13 protein-coding genes and 2 pseudogenes are annotated in these 13,887 nt (G+C 54.4%); 9 read left to right on the top strand and 6 right to left on the bottom strand.

What is annotated here, in order from left to right; translation table 11 throughout:
* Window positions 1–10: 10 nt before the first annotated feature.
* From pepD to FCN45_RS04215, 4 genes are all read left to right on the top strand, one after another.
* Window positions 11–1,471: a beta-Ala-His dipeptidase gene (gene pepD / locus FCN45_RS04230; RefSeq protein ID WP_167391190.1), complete on the top strand. Its 1,461-nt coding sequence runs from the start codon at window positions 11–13 to the stop codon at window positions 1,469–1,471.
* Between the two features lie 359 nt (window positions 1,472–1,830).
* Window positions 1,831–3,336, top strand: coding sequence for a sugar ABC transporter ATP-binding protein (locus FCN45_RS04225; protein WP_137385224.1), 1,506 nt, complete (start codon window positions 1,831–1,833; stop codon window positions 3,334–3,336).
* Window positions 3,333–4,331: an ABC transporter permease gene (locus FCN45_RS04220; protein ID WP_101762520.1), complete on the top strand. Its 999-nt coding sequence runs from the start codon at window positions 3,333–3,335 to the stop codon at window positions 4,329–4,331. The genes FCN45_RS04225 and FCN45_RS04220 overlap by 4 nt, the downstream gene beginning before the upstream one ends.
* 27 nt (window positions 4,332–4,358) lie before the next feature.
* Window positions 4,359–5,423, top strand: a complete 1,065-nt coding sequence (locus FCN45_RS04215; RefSeq protein ID WP_137385223.1) for a sugar ABC transporter substrate-binding protein — start codon at window positions 4,359–4,361, stop codon at window positions 5,421–5,423.
* Window positions 5,424–5,540: 117 nt separating this feature from the next.
* Here FCN45_RS04215 and dinB read toward each other — a convergent pair whose 3' ends face one another.
* The gene (gene dinB / locus FCN45_RS04210; protein WP_101762522.1) at window positions 5,541–6,596 is read right to left on the bottom strand and encodes a DNA polymerase IV; all 1,056 of its coding nucleotides are present in this window, start codon (window positions 6,594–6,596) and stop codon (window positions 5,541–5,543) included.
* Window positions 6,597–6,840: 244 nt separating this feature from the next.
* Here dinB and dpaA point away from each other — a divergent pair, with 244 nt between their 5' ends.
* On the top strand, window positions 6,841–7,584 hold the full coding sequence (dpaA, locus tag FCN45_RS04205; RefSeq protein WP_101762523.1) for a peptidoglycan meso-diaminopimelic acid protein amidase: 744 nt from the start codon (window positions 6,841–6,843) through the stop codon (window positions 7,582–7,584).
* On the opposite strand, the gene FCN45_RS04200 is transcribed toward dpaA, so the two are convergent.
* The gene (locus FCN45_RS04200) at window positions 7,555–8,322 is read right to left on the bottom strand and encodes a class II glutamine amidotransferase (protein WP_008108933.1); all 768 of its coding nucleotides are present in this window, start codon (window positions 8,320–8,322) and stop codon (window positions 7,555–7,557) included. The two genes, dpaA and FCN45_RS04200, sit on opposite strands and share 30 nt — an antisense overlap.
* A 48-nt stretch (window positions 8,323–8,370) precedes the next feature.
* A complete protein-coding gene (lpcA, locus tag FCN45_RS04195) occupies window positions 8,371–8,952 on the bottom strand; it encodes a D-sedoheptulose 7-phosphate isomerase (RefSeq protein ID WP_064740353.1) in 582 nt (193 codons plus the stop codon).
* A 243-nt stretch (window positions 8,953–9,195) separates the two neighbouring features.
* On the opposite strand from lpcA, the gene fadE reads away from it, so the two are divergent.
* Complete coding sequence (gene fadE / locus FCN45_RS04190) at window positions 9,196–11,640, top strand: acyl-CoA dehydrogenase FadE (protein ID WP_137385222.1); 2,445 nt, start codon at window positions 9,196–9,198, stop codon at window positions 11,638–11,640.
* Between the two features lie 37 nt (window positions 11,641–11,677).
* On the opposite strand, the pseudogene FCN45_RS23705 reads toward fadE, so the two are convergent.
* Window positions 11,678–11,851 (bottom strand): annotated as a pseudogene (locus tag FCN45_RS23705) (hypothetical protein); the annotation flags it as partial.
* The gene (locus FCN45_RS23580) at window positions 11,803–11,943 is read right to left on the bottom strand and encodes a hypothetical protein (protein WP_158238605.1); all 141 of its coding nucleotides are present in this window, start codon (window positions 11,941–11,943) and stop codon (window positions 11,803–11,805) included. The pseudogene FCN45_RS23705 and the gene FCN45_RS23580, both read right to left, overlap by 49 nt.
* 217 nt (window positions 11,944–12,160) lie before the next feature.
* Here FCN45_RS23580 and FCN45_RS04185 point away from each other — a divergent pair, with 217 nt between their 5' ends.
* From FCN45_RS04185 to FCN45_RS04175, 3 genes are read left to right on the top strand one after another with little or no spacing between them, the layout of a single operon-like run.
* A complete protein-coding gene (locus FCN45_RS04185; protein ID WP_137385221.1) occupies window positions 12,161–12,682 on the top strand; it encodes a DUF2778 domain-containing protein in 522 nt (173 codons plus the stop codon).
* Window positions 12,657–12,929, top strand: a complete 273-nt coding sequence (locus FCN45_RS04180) for a hypothetical protein (protein WP_246862551.1) — start codon at window positions 12,657–12,659, stop codon at window positions 12,927–12,929. The genes FCN45_RS04185 and FCN45_RS04180 overlap by 26 nt, the downstream gene beginning before the upstream one ends.
* Window positions 12,930–13,421: a type VI secretion system tube protein TssD gene (locus FCN45_RS04175; RefSeq protein ID WP_101762526.1), complete on the top strand. Its 492-nt coding sequence runs from the start codon at window positions 12,930–12,932 to the stop codon at window positions 13,419–13,421.
* Window positions 13,422–13,737: 316 nt separating this feature from the next.
* On the opposite strand, the pseudogene FCN45_RS23700 reads toward FCN45_RS04175, so the two are convergent.
* Window positions 13,738–13,857 (bottom strand): annotated as a pseudogene (locus FCN45_RS23700) (hypothetical protein); the annotation flags it as partial.
* Window positions 13,858–13,887: the final 30 nt, after the last annotated feature.

Genomic DNA, 13,887 nt, shown 5'->3' with positions numbered 1-13,887 from the left:
GAGATGCATGGTGTCTGAATTGTCGCAACTTTCACCCCAACCGCTGTGGGATATTTTTGCCAAAATCTGTTCCATTCCGCACCCTTCTTACCACGAAGAAGCACTGGCCGAACACGTTGTCGGCTGGGCAAAAGAGCAAGGTTTGTGGGTTGAGCGCGATCAGGTTGGCAACATCCTGATTCGTAAACCCGCTACCGCCGGTATGGAAAAACGCACGCCGGTGGCGCTGCAGGCGCACCTCGATATGGTGCCGCAGAAGAACAATGACACGGTGCACGACTTCACCAAAGATCCGATTCAGCCGTATGTTGATGGCGAATGGGTGAAAGCGCGCGGCACCACGCTGGGCGCGGATAACGGCATTGGTATGGCGTCTGCGCTGGCGGTGCTGGCTGACAACAGCCTGATCCACGGTCCGCTGGAAGTGCTGCTGACCATGACCGAAGAGTCCGGTATGGACGGCGCCTTTGGTTTACAGCCGAACTGGCTGCAGGCCGACATTCTGATCAACACCGACTCGGAAGAGGAAGGTGAGATCTACATGGGTTGCGCCGGTGGTATCGACTTCATCACCACCCTGCCGCTGACGCGTGAAGCGATTCCTGCGGGCTATGAAACCCTGAAGCTCACGCTGAAAGGCCTGAAAGGCGGTCACTCCGGTGCCGACATTCATCATGGTCTCGGCAACGCCAACAAACTGCTGGCACGCTTCCTGGCGCTGCACGCGCGTGAACTCGATGTTCGTCTGATCGAATTCACCGGCGGTACACTGCGTAACGCCATCCCGCGTGAAGCTTTTGCTACGTTGGCGATCGACAGCCATAAGGTTGATGCACTGAAATCTGCTGCGGCACATTTCCAGGCGACGCTGCTGAACGAGTTGGGCATTAAAGAGAAGAACATCGCCGTGGTCACCGAGTCGCTGGCGCATCAAGGCCAGGCGCTGAACGCTGACAGCCGCGATCGTTTCCTTAATTTGCTAAACGCTACGCCAAACGGCGTGATTCGTAACTCTGACGTGGCAAAAGGCGTGGTGGAAACCTCGCTGAACGTCGGCGTGGTTACGATGGATCAGGACAATGCCGAAATCATCTGCCTGATTCGTTCACTGATCGATACCGGTAAAGATTGGGTGGTTGAAGTGCTGACCTCGCTGGCCGATCTGGCCGGGGCGAAAAGCGCACCTAAAGGCGGCTATCCGGGCTGGCAGCCTGATGCCGATTCACCGGTGATGGCGCTAACGCGCAAAACTTATGAAGCGCTGTTTGGTAAAACGCCGAACATTCAGGTGATTCACGCCGGTCTGGAGTGTGGTTTGTTCAAGAAGCCGTATCCAAACATGGATATGGTGTCGATTGGCCCAACCATAACCGGCCCGCATTCGCCGGATGAGCAGGTTCACATCGAAAGCGTGGGCTTGTACTGGAAACTGCTGACCGCGCTGCTCAGCGTGGTGCCAGAAAAAGCGTAAGATTGCGCTTTCGCGATGAACCCGACTTCGGTCGGGTTTTTTTATGCCTGCGAAGGATTGCGCAATAAATTGCGCCGCTACAAAAGTGACGTGTGAAAGGTGTGGAAATAAAACGCTGTAAATACCGTAGCGGCGCAATTTATTGCGCAAATCTACAAACAGCACATCCCGCTGAATAAATACGATTACACCTCTCGGTTAACCCAAATCTTTCCATCAAACCAGATTTAGCCGCCATAACGTCCAGATGTCTGGATGGCTAATAAGATTTCGTGCTAGCTTATGCCCTTTCGTTCGTTGCCGAGAGTGATGGTTCAGGAAAAAATGCCCCCAACTCAACTAATTAAAGGCCCGGTTCAATGAGTGCGATCAACCGCCTGGAGATGCGTAATATCTCCATTGCCTTTGGCGGTTTCGCCGCGCTCGCGCAGGTGGATTTTCTGACTGAAGGCGGCTCGGTGCATGCGTTGACGGGCGCTAACGGCGCCGGAAAATCTACGCTGATGGCGGTGCTGGCTGGCGCACACGATCATTACAGCGGTGAGATTCTGCTGGATGATGTGCCGGTCACTATTCGCTCACCGCGCGATGCCAAAAAGCTCGGCATTCATCTGGTGCAGCAGGAAGTGGATGTGGCGCTGGTGCCACAGCTCAGCTTGGCCGAAAACATTCTGCTCGATCGTTTAGCTGAACCGGGCCACGCCTACAGCTGGCGTGAGATTCGCCGCCAGGCGCGTACGTTACTGGCGCAGCTGGAAGTGAACATCGACGTCAACCGTTTGGTGGAGCGCTGCTCGCTGGCAGAGAAGCAGCAAATCCTGCTGGCGCGCGCCCTGTCCCATCACTGCCGCTTTCTGATCCTGGATGAACCCACCGCCCCGCTCGATCAGCATGAGAGCGAGCGCCTGTTTACCGTGGTGCGCCGCTTGCAGTCCAGCGGCATTGGCGTGGTGTTTATCTCGCACCGCATTCACGAACTGAAAGCGATTTGCGACCGCTTAACGGTGTTGCGCGATGGTCGTCTGATCGAAAGCAGCCCGATGGCGGCGCTAAACGGTGAGCAGATCGTGGAAAAAATGCTCGGACATCGGCTCGATGATGTTTTTCCGCCGCGTCGCGCGCGTGCAACTCAGCCGCTGCTGCTGTCGGTGGAAGGCTTACACGACGATCGGCTACTGCAGGATATTTCGCTGCGTCTGCACAAAGGGGAGATTCTGGGCATTGCTGGTCTGGCGGGTGCCGGTAAAACCGAGCTGTGTAAAGCGCTGTTTGGTGCCAGCAAAAGCTGCGTGATAAAGGGCGAACTGCACGGCAAACCGTGGCGACCGCGTTCACCACATGATTCAGTAGAAAACCGCATGGCGCTGGTGCCGGAAGAGCGCCGCAAAGAGGGCATTTTCATCGATGAACCGGTGAGCATGAATCTGAGCATCAGCGCCGATAACAGCTTCTCGCGCTGGAGCCTGTTTGGTCATCGCCAGGCGTGGCGTTGGGCGGAAGCGGTGATTCAGCGCCTGAATGTGCGCACCACCGGACCTGGGCAAATCCTGCGTCGTTTGTCGGGCGGCAATCAGCAAAAAGTGGCGATTGGCAAGTGGCTGCGCAACAACGCCGATGTGCTGATTTTTGATGAGCCGACGAAAGGCGTCGATATCAAAGCCAAAACCGATCTGTTCACGCTGATCGATGGCTTAGCGCGTGAGGGCAAAGGCATCATTTATGCCTCGGGCGAGTTTTCTGAATTGGTCGGTCTGTGCGACCGCATTTGTGTGCTCTGGGATGGGCGCATTGTGGCAGAGATGGAGGGCAACACCGCCACAGAAGAGGCACTTTTGCTTTATTCCACCGGAGGAACACCTGCGTGAGCAGCAAAGAACTATCCCTAAACTCGCAGCCTTCTCTGCGCCATCAGCTGTTTGATTTCCTCTATAAGTGGGGCATGTTGCTGACCGTGGTGATTTTGATTGCCGCATTTGGTCTTGCTTCGGACAGCTTCCTCGAACCGACCAACATCATTAACATCCTGCGCTCGATTGCCATCGTCACGGTGATTGCGATTGGCGTGTCGATTTCGCTGACCATTGGCGGCTTTGACCTGTCGGTGGGATCCACCGCTTCGCTGGCCAATGCGCTGGTGATTTCGCTATTCGTCTGGCACGGCTTTGGCACCACCGAAGCCATCATTATTACGCTGCTGCTGTGTACGCTGGTTGGCTTGTTCAACAGCTTCCTGATTGTGGTGCTACGTATTCCCGACATGCTCGCCACCCTCGCCACGCTGTTTGTGATTCAGGGCGTGGCGATGACCTACAGCTTTGGTGGTTCCATTACCGAGAATATGGTGCTGCCGAGCGGCGACATGGCCGAAGGCACCATTCCTGCGGCCTTTGGCCTGCTCGGCCAGGTGCCGACTATCGTGATTATCATGCTGGTGGTCACCATTGTGGCGCAGCTGGCGCTGTCGCTGACTAAGCATGGCCGTCGTATGTATGCGCTGGGCGGCAATCCTGAAGCGGCGCGTCTCTCCGGTATTCGTACCACGCGCTATCGCGTGCTGGCGTATGTGCTTGCCTCGCTGCTGGCTGGCTTGGGCGGCATTTTGCTGGCATCACGCATCGGCTCTTCGCAGGTGAATGCCGGCGGCGGTTATCTGATGGATGCCGTTGCCGCGGCGTGGATCGGCTTCTCGCTGGCCGGTTCGGGCAAACCGAATGCGCTGGGTACCTTGGTGGGCGCCATCATTCTTGGTGTGTTGCAGAACGGGCTGGTGATGTTGTCGGTGCCCTATTACGCGATGGACATTATTAAAGGCCTGGTACTGGCGCTGGCGCTGGCGATGACTTACATCCAGCGCCGTTAAGGCGCGTTTAATCAGAAAGAGACCATAATGAAAAAAATTACCCTTTCGCTGCTGGCGGTTAGCCTGCTCAACGCCAGCGCCGCCTTCGCCGATGCCGCAGTGCCTGCGGTTATCGCTAACCATGAAGGCCCGGTACGCATCGCCATCATCCGCAACCTGGGTTCGGACGATAACACCACGCAGTTTGTCGCCGGTGCGATTCAGCAAGGCCGCCAGCTGGGCTTTAAGGTCAGCACTTTCCTCAGCAATGGCGACGATGCGCGCTTCCAGGATTTCGTGAACCAGGCGATTAGCCAGAAATATGACGGCATTATCCTGTCGCACGGTAAAGATCCCTACTCGACGGCGCTGGTGCAGCGTATTGCCGCAGCGGGCATTAAGCTGTCGGTGTTTGATACGCCGGTTAATACGCCGGTAGAGGGCGTCACCGTGACGGCGCAGAATGATGCTTCGCTGGCACAGGAATCGCTCGGCAGCTTAATCAAAGACTTCAACGGCAAGGCGAATATCGTCAAGCTGTGGGTGGCCGGTTTCCCGGCGATGGATCGTCGTCAGGTGGTGTATGAGAAGCTGCTGAAAGAGAATCCGGACATTCATCAGCTGGAGTCGATTGGCGCGGTTTCATCTGATGTACAGGGCGATACCGCCAACAAGATTGGCGCGATTCTGGCGAAATACCCGAAAGGCAAGATCGATGCGATCTGGGGTTCGTGGGATGCCTTCAGTCAGGGCGCGTATAAAGCCCTGCAGGAGAATGGTCGTACCGAGATCAAACTGTATAGCATCGACGTATCCAATCAGGATCTGCAGTTGATGCATGAAAAGAACAGTCCTTGGGTACAAACCGTAGCGGTGGATCCAAAAACCATTGGCGCGGTGAATATGCGTCTGGTGGCGAACAAGATTGCAGGCGAAACCACACCGGCGACTTACGAGTTTAAAGCGTCATCGATTTCTCAGCAGCAGTTGAACAGCCAGCAAGGCGCGGTCAACGTGGCGTCGCTGAATAAGATCATTCCAGGCTGGGGCGAAAATAACGATTTCATCGCGCCATGGTTTGCAACGCTGGAAGCGAAGTACGGTAAGAAGTAGTTTTCCCTCACCCTAACCCTCTCCCACATGTGGGAGAGGGAACCGATTAGCGCGGTTTGTTTTACTCCTTCTCCCGCTGGCGGGAGAAGGCCGGGATGAGGGGCAGCGCGCACAATCTCACAACCCCAACACCAACTGCCGCTCCAACTGCGGATCCACCATCGTGACATGCAATCCCACCAGCCGCACGCCGCGCCCTGCTCTGCGTTCATCCCACGCCTGACGCGCCACCGCGATCATGTCATCTTTATTCAGCACCGGCCAAACGTGCTCCTGCGTGGTTTGCTGGAAATCATTGAACTTCAGTTTCACGCCTTGCCGGGCGATCTGCTTATCCGGCTTGATGGCGGTTAAGCGGCGATCCAACTCCGCATAGAGAAAATCAATAATCTCCAGACACTGCTCCCAGCTGTGAATATCTTCCATCAGGGTACGTTCAACGCCGAGCGATTTGCGTTCGCGCTCAACCACCACATTGCGCTCATCCACGCCGTTGCTGCGTTCCCACAAGATGCGGCCAAACTTGCCAAAGCGTTTAAGCAGCAGCGCCAGATCGGCGCGCTGCACATCCGCGCAGGTGCGCAAGCCCATCTCTTCCAGCTTTTTAGTCGCCACTTTACCCACGCCAGGAATTTTACTGAGCGGCAGCGTCAGTAGAAAATCGGACATCGCGTCCGGCGTAATCACATATTGCCCGTTGGGTTTGTTGAGATCGGAAGCGATCTTGGCGAGAAACTTGATCGGCGCGATGCCGGCGGAAGCGGTCAATCCGGTTTCACGCAGGATATCGGCACGAATCGCCTGCGCCATTAATGTCGCCGAGCCATGGCAATGCAGGCTGTCGGTCACATCCAGATAGGCTTCATCCAGCGACAGCGGTTCAATCAGCGAGGTGTAACGTGAGAAGATGTCGCGGATCTGGCGGGAGGCTTCTTTATAGGCATCAAAGCGGCCGGGCAGCAGCCGCAGATGCGGGCAGAGTTTCAGCGCCATGCCGGTCGGCATCGCGCTGCGCACGCCATATTTACGTGCCGGATAGTTCGCGGTGCTGATCACGCCACGTTGCACGCGGCTGCCGCCAATGGCGATAGGAATATCACGTAAAGAGGGATCGTCGCGCATCTCAACCGCTGCATAAAAGCAGTCCATATCGACATGAATAATTTTGCGCATACGCCCTCCCAGATACTGGATAAGTATACAGCAGCGAAAAATATCGGCAATATTTGTTGAGAGCGAGATTAAAGTTTACAAATTAGTGGTCGTATTCCTTTTAGGAACGCGCCATTTTCTCGGACACTGGCTTGATTAAAAGCCAGACAATGTTAATGTTGCGCTGCGATAGCGGATATTTCCGATAATGCAATACCCGGACGCACAGCGTCATCGTCTCTCTCCACATCAAGGTATCTACAGAATGGGCAGAATCGCATTAACGCTTGCGATGATTCTTATGCCGCTCCTTAGCTGGGCAATGAACCCCGAGCCTACGCAACCGCTGGCTCCGGTGAGCAAAGAGTTAAAGAAACAACTAATTGGCACCCCCGTTTTTATTCAGATTTTCAAGGAAGAGCGTACGCTGGAACTGTACGGCAAAATCGGGAATGAATATCGTCTGCTGGACAGCTATCGCATCTGTAATTTCTCTGGCGGTTTAGGACCTAAACGTCGTCAGGGCGATTTCAAAAGTCCGGAAGGCTTTTATAACGTTAAGCTGAACCAGTTAAAACCGGATAGCCGTTTTTATCGCGCTATTAATACCGGTTTTCCCAATCAGTACGATCGCGCTAAAGGCTATAACGGTAACTATTTAATGATTCACGGAGATTGCGTGTCAGTGGGCTGCTACGCAATGACGGATGCATCGATGGATGAGATCTTCGCCTACACCAACGCCGCGCTACGTAATGGTCAGCAGGAGATTCAGGTCAATATCTATCCGTTCCGCATGACAGACAGCAATATGCAGCGTCATAAATACTCGACGTACATTAACTTCTGGCGTGAACTGCAGCCGGGCTATGCGTACTTCGCTAAGTACCGTGTGCCGCCTACCGTGAACGTGACGGCCACCGGCCAATATGCGGTGAACAGCACGCCGGTGATCGCTACACCGGATGCTGCCTCGAAATCATTCCTGGCGCTCACCCAGGCAAAATAGTGCCCACTCGCCTGGCACTATCCGGTGCCAGGTTTCATTGCCCGTCAGCGGTTGCGTAGCAATCACCGTTACCACATCTTGCGGCGTCGTCTGCTGCTGAAAATCAATTTCCACATCCTGATCGAGCAACGTCGCTTTGCCAAACGGCGCACGGCGCGTAATCCAGTAGAGATTGGTCGAACAGAACGCCATCAGATAGCGCCCATCCGATAACAGCATGTTGAAGACACCCTTCTCACGCATTTCTGCTGCCAGCTCGGCAATGTAGCGGAACACCGCTGGCCAGTTGCCCGGCGTGCGCGGATAACGCTCGGTCAGTTTGTGCAGCATCCAGCAAAATGCTTTCTCGCTGTCGGTTTCACCAATCGGACGAAATGGCCCGGTATCCAGCTGACGATAACCTTTGAGCTGACCATTGTGTGCGTAGGTCCAGTTGCGGCCCCACAGCTCACGCGTGAACGGATGGGTATTTTCCAGCGACACTTCACCGCGATTCGCCTGGCGGATATGCGCCACCACCGAATGCGATTTGATCGGGTATTCCTGCACCAAACGGGCTATCGGCGAGTTAAAGCTCGGCTGCGGATCTTTGAAGGTGCGGCACCCTTTTCCTTCATAGAACGTGATGCCCCAACCATCTTTGTGCGGCCCGGTTCCACCGCCACGCTGCACCAGACCGGTAAAACTGAAACAGATGTCCGTGGGGACATTGGCGCTCATCCCGAGCAATTCGCACATAGCAACCGCCTTAAGTTAGATCCTCTCGCGCGCGGCGAGAGGAACGCATCATGACTTAACCATCTCTTTTTCAATCAACAGCATCAGAATATGGATCACTTTGATGTGGATCTCCTGAATGCGGTCGGCATAGCCAAAGTGCGGCACACGAATTTCGATATCCGCGGAACCTGCCATCTTGCCGCCATCTTTGCCGGTCAGAGTAATCACTTTCATGCCTTTCGCGCGCGCAGCTTCCACGGCTTTGATGATGTTGGCAGAGTTACCGGACGTAGAAAGACCCAGCAGCACATCGCCTTCACGGCCTACCGCTTCGATATAGCGCGAGAACACATAGTCATAACCAAAATCGTTACTGACGCACGACAGATGGCTGACATCAGAAATGGCAATCGCCGGGTAGCCAGGACGGTTTTCACGGTAGCGTCCAGTCAGCTCTTCAGCAAAATGCATCGCATCGCAGTGCGAGCCGCCGTTACCGCAGGAGAGCACCTTGCCGCCCGCTTTAAAGCTATCGGCCAGCAGAACTGCGGCGCGCTGAATGGCGTGAATGTTGGCTTCGTCACTCAGGAACGTGTTGAGCGTATCGGCTGCTTCATTGAGTTCTGAGCGAATAATGTCCTGATACATAGAGATGTCCTTTAGAGGAAAGATTGACCCGGCAAGTTTAACGGAATGGGGCTAAGCCGCAAAGCGCCTGCCTTAAGGAAAAGCGCGGCGTCTCGAGCAAGTTTGGCCGTTGTTGCGCATCGTGCAACGAATTTGTGAGATGTGTTGTAATTGCGATGTAAACAGATTGATAAATTTTGCCCCATATTCTAAACCTACACCCATAACAGGTCAGACCTCTTACTACTTATGGAGTGGTTCATTATGTTGGTTGCCTCAATCGTTGCGACGCTAATCCTGCTTAGCGTGTTGTTCTACCACCAAATTTCGCTTCAGCTGAGCAGCGTAATTCTGCTGCTGTGGACCGGCGCACTGGCGGCCGCTGACCTATGGACGCCATGGATGCTGCTGCCGCTGGCGATTATTCTGCTGCCATTTAACCTGCCGGTGATGCGTCGCAGCCTGTTCTCGAAACCGGCGCTGCACAGCTTCCAGAAAGTGATGCCGCCGATGTCGCGCACTGAAAAAGAGGCGATCGATGCCGGCACCACATGGTGGGAAGGCGACCTGTTCCGCGGCAAACCGGACTGGCAGAAGCTGCACAACTATCCGCAGCCGCGCCTGACCGAAGAGGAGCAGGCCTTTATCGATGGTCCGGTCGAAGAAGCGTGCCGCATGGCGAACGACTTCGAAATCACCCATGAAATGGCCGATCTGCCGCCGGAGTTGTGGGCGTATCTGAAACAGCATCGCTTCTTCGCCATGATCATTAAGAAAGAGTATGGCGGCCTGGAATTCTCCGCCTATGCGCAGGCGCGCGTGCTGCAGAAACTGGCGGGCGTCTCCGGCATTCTGGCGATCACCGTTGGCGTACCGAACTCACTCGGCCCCGGCGAACTGCTGCAACATTACGGTACCGATGAGCAGAAAGATCATTACCTGCCGCGCCTGGCACGCGGTGATGAGATCCCGTGCTTTGCACTGACCAGCCCGGAAGCGGGTTCGGATGCCGGCGCAATTCCCGATACCGGCGTGGTGTGCATGGGCGAGTGGCAAGGTCAGCAAGTGCTGGGCATGCGTCTCACCTGGAACAAGCGCTATATCACGCTGGCACCGATTGCCACTGTATTGGGCCTGGCGTTTAAACTCTCCGATCCGGATCACCTGTTGGGCGATACCGCAGAGCTCGGCATCACTTGCGCACTGATCCCAACGCACACGCCTGGCGTAGAAATCGGCCAACGTCACTTCCCGCTTAACGTGCCGTTCCAGAACGGTCCGACGCGCGGTAAAGACATTTTCGTACCCATCGACTACATCATCGGCGGCCCATCCATGGCCGGCCAGGGCTGGCGCATGCTGGTGGAGTGTCTTTCAGTCGGTCGCGGCATCACACTACCTTCGAACTCAACCGGCAGCCTGAAAAGCATTGCGCTGGCGACCGGTGCCTATGCGCATATCCGTCGCCAGTTCAAAGTCTCTATCGGCAAGATGGAAGGTATCGAAGAGCCGCTGGCGCGCATTGCTGGTAACGCCTACGTGATGGATGCTGCCGCGACACTGATCACCAGCGGCATTATGCTCGGTGAAAAACCGGCGGTGCTATCGGCGATTGTGAAGTATCACTGCACCCATCGCGGTCAGCGCGCGATTATCGACGCGATGGATATCGCTGGCGGTAAAGGCATTATGCTGGGCGAAAACAACTTCCTGGCGCGGGCTTATCAGGGCGCACCGATCGCCATCACCGTGGAAGGCGCTAACATTCTGACGCGCAGCATGATCATCTTCGGCCAGGGCGCGATCCGCTGCCATCCGTGGGTGCTGGAAGAGATGAACGCCGCAGCGAAAAACGATCTGGTGACCTTTGACCGCGCGCTGTTCAGCCATATTGGCCACGTAGGTAGTAATAAAGTACGCAGCCTGTGGCTGGGCTTAACCGGCGGCCGCACTAGCGCCACACCAACCCGCGACGCCACGCGCCGCTACTATCAGCACCTTAACCGTTTGAGCGCCAACCTCGCGCTGCTGTCAGATGTATCGATGGCGGTGCTGGGCGGCAGCCTGAAACGTCGTGAACGTATCTCGGCGCGTCTCGGCGATGTGCTGAGCCAGATGTATCTGGCCTCCGCCACCCTGAAGCGCTATGACGATGAAGGCCGCAACGAAGCTGATCTGCCGCTGGTACATTGGGGCGTGCAGGATGCGCTGCATCAGGCCGAAGTGGCGATGGATGATTTGCTGCGTAACTTCCCGAACCGCATGGTGGCCGGTGCGCTGCGACTGGTGATCTTCGCCGGTGGTCATCACTGCCCGGCACCGTCCGATAAACTGGACCACAAGCTGGCGAAACTGTTGCAGCTGCCTTCTGCGACCCGTACCCGTTTGGGCCGTGGTCAATATCTGGCACCAAGCGCACATAATCCTGCAGGTCAGCTGGAGCAGGCGCTGCAGGATGTGATGGCCGCCGAAGTGATTCACGATCGTTTATGCAAGCAGCAGAAAAAACATCTGTCATTTACCCGACTGGATGCGCTGGCACAAGAGGGCCTGAAAGCGGGCTGGATTGATGAGAGCGAAGCGCAGGTCTTGATCCGTGCTGAAGCCAGCCGCCTGAAAGCGATTAACGTCGATGATTTTGCGCCGGAAGCGCTGGCGGTGCCAAAGCCGCAGACGAAATCCAACCCGCGGGCCAGTGAAGCCGCTTAAAAACAAAAAAGCCTCTGCAGGGAGTAATGCCAGTCAGTTAAGCCTGACTGGCATTTTTTCTTTTGCCTGTCGGATACTTCCAGGGCCTCTCTTTCTCCACTCTCGGCAATGACCTCTCCCGTCGCCCCGCAGTTTGACTATCTGGTTTTTTGCTGCGCAGCGTCAGCCGGTTATTCTGCAGCCCCTGCTTGATTTCCCGATACCGGAGCTCATTACTTCGGCGACGGCGCGCACGGCGGCTTCACTGCAGCTGAGTTTGGTGGCGGCGTTCTTAAAATCCTGATCGGTCAGCGTCTGCGACATAACGAATATCCTGTTTGTGTCGCACGTCTTGCGCGAAAGGGGGGGGGGGTTGTTCGTTGAGATTCTCTATCTCTCGTTGTTGTTTTACAACGCCAATAGCAAAGCGTGATCGTAAAAGCTTTATTGATTACCAACTCTAATTATTTCTGGTCCTGACAATCTGAGGGATGTAACGTAAACATCAGTTACTACATGGATTAAAGGTTAGGGATTAACGATGCCAATTATCGGTAAGATGATTTTGAACGGCGCAGATTTCGTGCCGTTGAATCTGTATGGCGTGGGCGTCTTCATGGCGTTTTCCGGAAAAGGTGCCTACAGAAATATTCCTGCATGTATGGCCGTCCCAAACGTTGGGCCTATCCCACCGGGTAAATACTGGATTGTTGAGCGTGGGAGGGGTGGCCTGCTGTCATGGGCTAAGGCAAAGTCACAGGATTTATATAACCGCGTTTTTAACGGTGCTGAATTTGATCGCGACGAATGGTTTGCTTTATATCGTGACGATCTGAGCATTGATGATGAAACGTGGATTAATGACGTCAAACGCGGATTATTTCGCCTTCATCCCGGCCGCGTATCTGAAGGATGTATAACTCTCCACCTTAATTCAGACTATGCGCTAATTCGTAATGCCCTTCTGAGAACAGCGCCGATCCCGGTTCCTTGCATGAAAAATTTAATGGCGCGCGGATACATTGAGGTGGTTGCCGGTGGTTATTCAAACACTTGCCCGTAGAGCGGTCAAAGTCGCTTTTTTTCTCGCGCTGATGCTCGTTGTCGCCCGTACTCTGGGCCCGCCAGAGTTATGGTTTAACGAACAATTAGCCTTGAAAATCGGCCAAATGATCTACGGGAATGAAGAGATTGGAGCGGATCGTTTTTACGACATCTATTTCTACATGTCCGTATGCACAGTGATTCCCATCACGGTTGTTATTTACATTTTAACAATGAAGTTAATCAAAAAAATAAGGAGCAAATAAATGCCAATTCCTCCGTATATGTGGCTTAAAGACGATGGTGGCGCGGATATTAGAGGTTCTGTCGATGTTCACGAACGTGAAGGCAGCATTGAAATTATCGGCCTGAGCCACGGTATTAACCTGCCGGTAGACACCGCTAACGGCAAAATAACCGGCACGCGCCAGCATTCATCAATGATGATCGAGAAAGAGGTGGATAGCTCAACGCCTTATCTCTATAAAGCAGCGGCCACCGGCCAGACGTTGAAAAGCGCCGAAATTCGTTTCTACAACATCAGCGATGCGGGCCAAGAGGTGTGCTATTACACCGTGCTGATGGAAAACGTGAAAGTCACCGGCGTTAACTGCGGCGTGGCCAACACAAAACTGTCGGGCAATGACAAGCTGAACCACACGGAAAGCGTCAGCCTGCAGTATGAAAAAATCACCTGGCGTATTGTGGATGGTAATATCCAGTACACGGACGCATGGAACGAACGTCCTTCTGCGTAATCCGTTAGTAATTAACTTTCACTCAGCAAATAAAGCTTTTCCAAAGAACTTCGAAGAATTTTAAGCCTTGCCACAGTCTGAACGTGACAAAATGATCGCAAGCGCTGATGTTTTTAGCATCGACTTAAACGTTCACACCGATAAGATTGTGCGTGGCCGTCTGGATGACATCAACGCAGGGAAAATTACTGTCATTGAATCGTCCCTTCAGCTGTTACCGAATGAGCCGGGTGTTAAACACATCGTTATGAAGCTAAAAAATCCAGCTTAAACGTGAAATAAAAAAAGCCCCGGAAACGGGGCTAATGCCAGTCAGTTAAGCCTGACTGGCATTTTTTCTTTTGGCTGTCGGGTACTTCCAGGGCCTCTCTTTCTCCACTCTCAGGAACGACCTCTCCCGTCGCCCCGGCAGTTTGACTATCTGGTTTTTTGCTGCGCAGCGTCAGCCGGTTATTCTGCAGCCCCT

The organism is Pantoea sp. SO10 (genome assembly GCF_005281435.1).
GTDB classification, from domain to species: Bacteria; Pseudomonadota; Gammaproteobacteria; order Enterobacterales; family Enterobacteriaceae; genus Pantoea; species Pantoea leporis.
This window is presented reverse-complemented; position numbering and strand designations above follow the sequence as displayed.

Bases quoted from the DNA above. Each gene is read 5' to 3' on its own strand.
- lpcA (WP_064740353.1), bottom strand. From the start codon at position 8,952: ATGTATCAGGACATTATTCGCTCAGAACTCAATGAAGCAGCCGATACG.
- FCN45_RS04225 (WP_137385224.1), top strand. From the start codon at position 1,831: ATGAGTGCGATCAACCGCCTGGAGATGCGTAATATCTCCATTGCCTTT.
- dinB (WP_101762522.1), bottom strand. From the start codon at position 6,596: ATGCGCAAAATTATTCATGTCGATATGGACTGCTTTTATGCAGCGGTT.
- dpaA (WP_101762523.1), top strand. From the start codon at position 6,841: ATGGGCAGAATCGCATTAACGCTTGCGATGATTCTTATGCCGCTCCTT.
- FCN45_RS23580 (WP_158238605.1), bottom strand. From the start codon at position 11,943: ATGTCGCAGACGCTGACCGATCAGGATTTTAAGAACGCCGCCACCAAA.
- FCN45_RS04185 (WP_137385221.1), top strand. From the start codon at position 12,161: ATGCCAATTATCGGTAAGATGATTTTGAACGGCGCAGATTTCGTGCCG.
- FCN45_RS04175 (WP_101762526.1), top strand. From the start codon at position 12,930: ATGCCAATTCCTCCGTATATGTGGCTTAAAGACGATGGTGGCGCGGAT.
- fadE (WP_137385222.1), top strand. From the start codon at position 9,196: ATGTTGGTTGCCTCAATCGTTGCGACGCTAATCCTGCTTAGCGTGTTG.
- FCN45_RS04200 (WP_008108933.1), bottom strand. From the start codon at position 8,322: ATGTGCGAATTGCTCGGGATGAGCGCCAATGTCCCCACGGACATCTGT.
- FCN45_RS04215 (WP_137385223.1), top strand. From the start codon at position 4,359: ATGAAAAAAATTACCCTTTCGCTGCTGGCGGTTAGCCTGCTCAACGCC.